The sequence below is a fragment of the Mesorhizobium sp. M7A.F.Ca.US.002.01.1.1 genome (assembly GCF_004022955.1).
Classification (GTDB): domain Bacteria; phylum Pseudomonadota; class Alphaproteobacteria; order Rhizobiales; family Rhizobiaceae; genus Mesorhizobium; species Mesorhizobium ciceri.
Genome location: NZ_RZQE01000331.1, coordinates 1 through 6,622 on the forward strand (window position 1 = coordinate 1; position 6,622 = coordinate 6,622).

General features: G+C 63.2%; 5 protein-coding genes and 1 pseudogene. All 6 read left to right on the top strand.

Features of this window, described 5'->3' with window-relative positions:
* Positions 1 to 135: 135 nt before the first annotated feature.
* A pseudogene (locus EN932_RS39070) lies at positions 136 to 561 on the top strand (phage tail tape measure protein); the annotation flags it as partial.
* 244 nt (positions 562 to 805) lie between these two features.
* Positions 806 to 1,174 (top strand): hypothetical protein, encoded by a 369-nt coding sequence (locus EN932_RS25405; protein WP_128369147.1) that lies wholly within the window; start codon positions 806 to 808, stop codon positions 1,172 to 1,174.
* Between the two features lie 2 nt (positions 1,175 to 1,176).
* The gene (locus tag EN932_RS25410) at positions 1,177 to 2,475 is read left to right on the top strand and encodes a hypothetical protein (RefSeq protein ID WP_128369148.1); all 1,299 of its coding nucleotides are present in this window, start codon (positions 1,177 to 1,179) and stop codon (positions 2,473 to 2,475) included.
* Entirely contained in the window at positions 2,472 to 3,287 is an 816-nt protein-coding gene (locus tag EN932_RS25415) for a DUF2163 domain-containing protein (RefSeq protein ID WP_128369149.1), read from the top strand. Before EN932_RS25410 ends, EN932_RS25415 begins: the two co-directional genes overlap by 4 nt.
* Complete coding sequence (locus tag EN932_RS25420; protein WP_128369150.1) at positions 3,288 to 6,353, top strand: phage tail protein; 3,066 nt, start codon at positions 3,288 to 3,290, stop codon at positions 6,351 to 6,353.
* A gap of 3 nt (positions 6,354 to 6,356) precedes the next feature.
* Positions 6,357 to 6,622, top strand: a 266-nt coding sequence (locus EN932_RS25425) for a hypothetical protein (RefSeq protein WP_164890615.1), incomplete at its 3' end; no start/stop codon positions are given.

The window sequence follows — 6,622 nt, forward strand, 5'->3', positions numbered from 1 at the left end:
AAGCAGGACGGCTGGTCGCAATGGTACGGCGCAAAGGCATCCGGCATTAGTCGTTGGGAAGGCATCAATCGCGGCGCCAGCGGCATTGATCCCATGACGACCGAGAGCATTTCGAAGCTGGGTAGCGCCTCGACGATGGCAGCTGACAGTTTGAGCAAGGCCGGGTTGGCCGGGTTCTCCACGGTAAAGGGCCTGACGGACGCCTCTGGCGGCTTGACGCAGTTTGGTTCTCTGCTCAGCAGTTTCATGGGTCCGGGCGGTGGCAGCGGTGCCGGCTGGTTCCAGAACCTTGCCGGATTGTTCGGCGGGCCGGCCGGCGCCATCAATTCCATGAACAGCATCTCGCCCCTGGCCACGGCCAACATCCTCTCCGGTTCGTGGGGCCTGTTCGCCAACGGCGCGGCGTTCCAGCGCGGCAACGTCGTGCCATTCGCCAAGGGAGACGTGTTTGCGTCGCCGACCTACTTCCCGATGTCGGCGGGCCGCACCGGCATGCTGGGCGAGGACGGCGAAGAGGCAATCATGCCGCTCCAGCGCGGCCCTGACGGCAAGCTCGGCGTCGTCAACCATCAGCCATTGCGGTCGCCCAGGGCGGCGAATGGCAACAGCGGCGGCGGTGGCTCGTCGGGCGGCCTGACGCGTGAGCACATCGCGGGCATCGTCGATGCGATCTCTAGCAAGCTGAAGCTCAACGCCAACATCATCAATCTCAACGATGGCAGCGACATCAAGCGGTACCTGATGTCTGACGACGGCCACGCCACCGTTGCCGTCGTCAACAAGCGGCTCGGAGGCTAGCGCTACAATGTCATTCCTCAACTCGCTCGTCCTCGACAGCGGTCTTTCGGTGCTCGTCGCCAATGCAAACCGGCTCCATATCTGCTCGTCGGAACCGGCCGATTATGCCGGCACGCTCACGGTCTCGCTTGGCACGAAGAACACGCCGACCATCAGTGCGATAGGCGCGCGCACGCCCTCCGGCCGCAAGGTGACGGTATCGGCAATCACCAACGGCACGGTTAGCGCCAACGGCAATGCCTCACATTGGGCGCTCGTCGACACAGTCAACTCCCGCCTCCTGGCCGCGAAGGCCCTGGACGCGGTGCTTGCGGTGAATATTGGCGACACTTTTACCTTGCCGGCATTCGACCTCGGCATACCAGGCCCGGCCTGACCGTGGCGACTGTCGCGCTCTCTACTGGAAATCTCGATGCCGGCGCGCCTGATCTGCCGTCGCTGCACCTCGGGCTGATCCACCATCTGTCGACGGCCAACCTGGATGCTGGCGCGCCGGAGCTCGGTTCGCCGACGCCGGTCATCCTTTATGAGCCTTGGCCCTTCCGACCGCTGGTCGGCGCCAGCGACACCCTGGAGACGCTGTCGGAGGTGATGCAGTCCTACACCGGGGAGCAGCGCCTGGCGCTACGCAAAGCCCCGCGCCAGAGCCCTCGCTATACCGCCAAGCTCGATCCGGGTGAGTTCAGCCGCGCGAAAGACTTCGCCCGCCGCCGCGTCGCCACCAGGATCTGTGTTCCGATCTGGTGGGAAGGCATCCGTCTGGCCGTGGACGTCGCGGCAGCCGACACCGAGATCGCGATCGACACGACGGCAGGCGACTGGCGCGTTGGCGGCCGGCTGATCGTTTATGAGAGCCAGGACAACTTCGCCCTGGCGCTCATCACCGCCGTCGAGACCGATAAGGTGACGCTGCTAGCGCCGATCGGCGCCGACTTCGCCGCGCCGACGATCGTCCCGGTACGCGTGGCGCGACCGGTGGAAGGTTTCAGCGTCAGCCGAGGCAAACTGGTCAACGAGGTCACCGCGCGGTTCCAGGTTGAGGACAATGTCAAGCTGGAAGGCGATGCCGGCTATCCCCAATACCTGTCGCTTGACGTCTTGACCGAGCCGACCGCTCGGGTCTCGGAGATATCGGAGACCATCATCCAGGCCGGCGAATATCTGGACAACGGCTTTGGCCTGGTCGAGATCGAACGGCAGCGCAACTACACCGATTTCGGGCAGGCGATCGCCTTTCTGGAGGAAGGCGTGGCAGCGATCTGGCGGCGGCGCATCTGGTTGCATGCGCGCAACGGCAAGCAGAAGCCGTTTTGGCTGCCGAGCTTCAACTCCGACCTGAAGGCCCTGGTGCCGATCGGTGCGGCCGACACGGTCGTGACGATCAAGCGAGCCGGCCTGCCGGCAGGCTATCTCGGTCGCCATGTGATGATCGAGTTGAAGAGCGGCACAAGATATTTCCGGCAGATCGTGGCGGCCGCGCGCGTGGGCTCTACCGACCAGGTCACTCTGAGCAGTGCCCTGGGCGCTTCGGTGAGCATCGCGCAGATCCGTTGGTTCTCGTTTCTCAGCAAAGTGCGCCTGGATGCCGACGCCGTCACCTTCAACTTTCCGGCGTCCGGTCGTCGCGATCCGGTGATCGCGACGCTCTCGGTGCCTGTCACTGAGGTGCCGGCATGAGCCACGACACTGTCGAAGCCTCGATCGACGATGGCCAACCCTATTTCCTCTATCTGCTCGACAACGGCGTCAAACCGGTCCGGCTCACCTCGGAGCCGGAGAAACTCACGCGCATGGGGCAAGACTGGTTGCCATCCCCGATCGCCCACGGCGATGTCGAGCAGACGGGCAACATCGAACGTCAGTCGGTCGAACTCACGTTCCCGCTGAGCGATGCTTACGCCAAGGCGCTCCAGACCCCTGCCAGCGAGATCACGACCGTCACCATCTGGCGGGGGCACCATACCGACCCGACCAATGAACTGCGGGTGGTCTGGAAGGGTCGCTTTGTCAGCATCAAGTCCGCCAGGCAGAAGATCACGATCAAGGTCGAGAGCGTCTATACCTCGCTGCGCCGGCCGGGCTGCCGTGCTCGATACCAGCGGACGTGCCGTCATTCCCTCTATTTCCCAGGCTGCAATCTGGACATTGCCGATTTCACAGCGGCAGCAACGGTCTCGGCCGCCGATGGCCTGGTCCTGACCATTGCCGAAGCGGCGGCCCAGCCTGACGGCTACTACAAGGCCGGCGTCGTCAATTATGGCGGCCTGTACGGCTGGATTGGAGAGCACGTCGGCGACACCATCACGCTGATTGGCGTGATCGACGGCCTGGCCGAGGCGGTTGCCGATGCCGGTACGGTGGCAGTCGGCATCGCGCCGGGCTGCGATCTCTCCGAAACGACATGTGCGGCCAAGTTCGGAAATTTCTTGAACTATGGCGGCTTCAAGAACATGTCCGACAACAACCCCTTCAGCCAGAGCATCACCTGAATGTTCTGGAACATCATCATCGCCATCGCCTCCTACGCGCTGCAGCTGGCGCTGACGCCTAAGCCGCAGAACGCGAAGCCGAAATCGCTTGAGGACTTCCAGGCGCCGACGGCGGAGGAAGGCCGTGAGATCCCGGTGTTGTTCGGCACGGGCGACATCGCCGACCCGAACGTCACGTGGTACGGCGACCTCAAGAAAAGCGCGATCAAGGGAGCCCGCCGCTACGGCCTGTTCGGGCCGCGCCAGGTGCTCGGCTACAAATACGATCTCGGCATGCAGATGGGGCTCTGTCACGGCGTCGCCGATGCGCTCTATGGCATTCGCGCCGGAGACAAGGATGCATGGAAAGGCATTCGGCGTGGTGGCCGCATCACCATCCACAAGGCCAACCTGTTCGGCGGGGATCAGAGCGAAGGCGGCATCGAGGGCGACGTCGACCTGTGCATGGGCGCCCCGGACCAGCTCCAGAACGACTATCTGGTCGCGAAGCTCGGCCCTACAATCTCGGCCTTTCGGGGCGTTTTCACCGTCGTGCTCCGGCAGGTCTATCTTGGCACGTCGAACTACATCAAGCCGTGGGAATTTCGGGTGCAGCGCGTCTTCAAGCGCTCGGATGGCAGCGACCAGTGGTACAAGCAAAAGGCCGGCATCGGCGAGGTCAAGATCGAGAACACGGCGATCTACATCGCACTCGACGTGTCCAGCTCGATGACGGGAACGCGCCTCGCAGGCATGAAGACCGCGGTCGTCGGCGCGCTCCAGGAAATCCAGAATACCGGGCTCAGCGGCGTCGACATCCGTATGGTGGCATGGGCCGCGACCGTCACGACCAGCATCGAGCGCCGCTCCATAAGCACGGCCGGCTACAATGACCTGATCGCCTGGGTGAATGGGCTTGTCACGTCGGGCGGGACGAATTTCGAGGCGGCTGTCAGCCAGGCGGCGGCGTTCTTCGCCGGGTCAGGCAGCAAGCGGCGTCTCTTCATCTTCGTGACAGACGGCGAGCCGTTTCCGCTTGGCTCGGCCGCGCCCGCCGCCGCCACGCTGGGCGCGATCGCCGATGTGGAGGCCTACGGCTTCAACATCGATCTGTCGGACACGTCCTACACCGGAATGCTCGACAACACGCCGGACGATGGTGTGCCGGTCGTCGCGGGTGGAGATCCGCAAGCCCTGAGGGATGCCCTGACGCTCGCTTTCTCCGCCAACATCGACATGAACCCGGCACACATCATCCGGGAGTGCCTGACCGACCGTGTTTGGGGCATGGGTTACAACGACAGTGACATCGACGAAACGAGCTTCGTGGCCTGCGCGGACACTTTCTATGCGGAAAGGTTCGGCCTCACGCTCAAATGGTATCGCGAGGAAGAGATAGAGGAATTCGTCTCGACCACGGTGCTGCCGCATGTCGATGCGGTACTGTACGTGTCGCGATCGACCGGAAAATTCGTCCTGAAGGCGATCAGGGACGATTATGATATCGATCTGATCCCGGTGTTCACCGAAGACGAAGCGCTGGACTGGGATATCAGTCGCCGCCAGCCCTCCGAGGCGATCAACGCGGTGCTGGTCAAGTACTATAACCGCCAGAAGCGCAAGGATGGCGCTCACCTCGTCACCAACACCGCGCAGGCGATGCAGTCCACCAATGGCGTGAGGTCGACGACGCGAGAGTACCCTGGCATCACCAACACCGCCTTGGCCACCCGCGTCGCCACCCGCGACGTCATCTCGCTGGGCTCGGGTCTCGTGTCGGGTAGCGTCGTCCTGAACAGGTCGGCCGAAGCCCTCAACCCCGGAGATCCGTTCCGGGTCGTCTCGGCCCGCAACAACCTCGCTGGGGAGGTGATGCGAAACATGGGTATGAACTTAGGCGATGGGCGCACCAACAAAATCACCGTGAAAGTCTTCCAGGATGTCTTCAGGCTCGGCGCTTCCGTGCTGGTCGACGACAGCCAGTCCCCATGGCTGCCGCCATCGAACGAGCCGCTTCCGGTGTCCCCTCGGCTGGCCTGGGAAATGCCCTATCGGGAAGCGCGACAAATGGTGGGCGATGCCGACCTCGCCACCATGCTGTCGACGAACCCGGATGCGGGCCTGCTACAGGTAGCCGGATCGTCGCCAAGTCCAGACGCCGTAAACGCCGAGATCCAGATCGATGCCGGCGGCGGCTACGCGGGAAGCGAACTCGTGGACTTCGCGCCGGGCGCCTTCCTCAATGGCGACGTGGCAATTGATGCCACCGAGATCACGGTGACTGGCGGTGTCGACCTCGGAGAAGCCGCGCTCGGCACGCTGGCGGCGATCGTCGGAGCCACACCGGGGATGACGGAAATCGTCAGGGTCGATGACGTGGACGGAAACGCGCTGACGATCGCCAGAGGGTGTCTGGACACAGTTCCCCTGGAGCACGCCACCGGCGCCGCGATCGTTCTGTTCGACGATATTAACAACAGCGATTTCGAGGTTCGGTCGGCCGGCGACAGCATCTCAGTGAAACTGCTCACCATCGCCGGGCTGGGCACGCTTGAACCGGACGCGGCGCCGACCGACGTCATCGTCTTCGACAGCCGCGCGATCCGGCCGCTGCGCCCGGCCAACGTCAAGATCGAAGGCGAAGCTTATGGCCCCGTCACCATCTTCCCCATGCCGACCGAATTTGCGGTTGAGTGGGCCAACCGCAACAGGCTCACCGAAAGTGTGCCGCTCAGCTGGACGGATCCAGGTGTCGCGCAAGAAACCGATCAGACGACCACTATTACAGTGATGGATGCGGATCGCACCGTGCTGACGGTCCATGACGGGTTGGTCGGCGAAAGCTTCGTTTTGCCGGCGACATCATTTGTCGGAGCGATTGTCACAGCAATCGTCCGCGTCACGGCCAAACGAGACGGCTATGAGAGCATGACCGGCCACGAGATCGTCGTGACGGTGAGTTCGACACCGGATGGCGCATTGCTGCTTTCGGGCGATGCGCAGAGCGGCACTGACGCGCTCCGGCTGTCGGGCGACGCGCAAAGCGGCACCGATAGACTTCAAACCAGCATCCTCCTGGGAGCTTAGATCATGACAGACAAACAGATCAGCGATCTTACGGCCGCTGCGGCTCTCGATGGCACCGAACTGGTCCATCTCACCCAAGGCGGTAACAGTCGCAAATCGACGGTGAATGCGGTGGCCGGATGGAAACTGGCGGCATCGTGGACGTACTCGACAAATGTCGCCAACGTCGATTTCACCGGGCTGGGCGCCTTTAGCGAATTGCTCGTCGTGATCCGCAACATCACGGCGGCCGCGTCGGGCTTTCGAGCCCTCAACGTAAGCGTCGACAA

Coding starts and splice junctions, on each gene's coding strand:
- EN932_RS25405 (WP_128369147.1), top strand. CDS start 806: ATGTCATTCCTCAACTCGCTCGTCCTCGACAGCGGTCTTTCGGTGCTC.
- EN932_RS25415 (WP_128369149.1), top strand. CDS start 2,472: ATGAGCCACGACACTGTCGAAGCCTCGATCGACGATGGCCAACCCTAT.
- EN932_RS25420 (WP_128369150.1), top strand. CDS start 3,288: ATGTTCTGGAACATCATCATCGCCATCGCCTCCTACGCGCTGCAGCTG.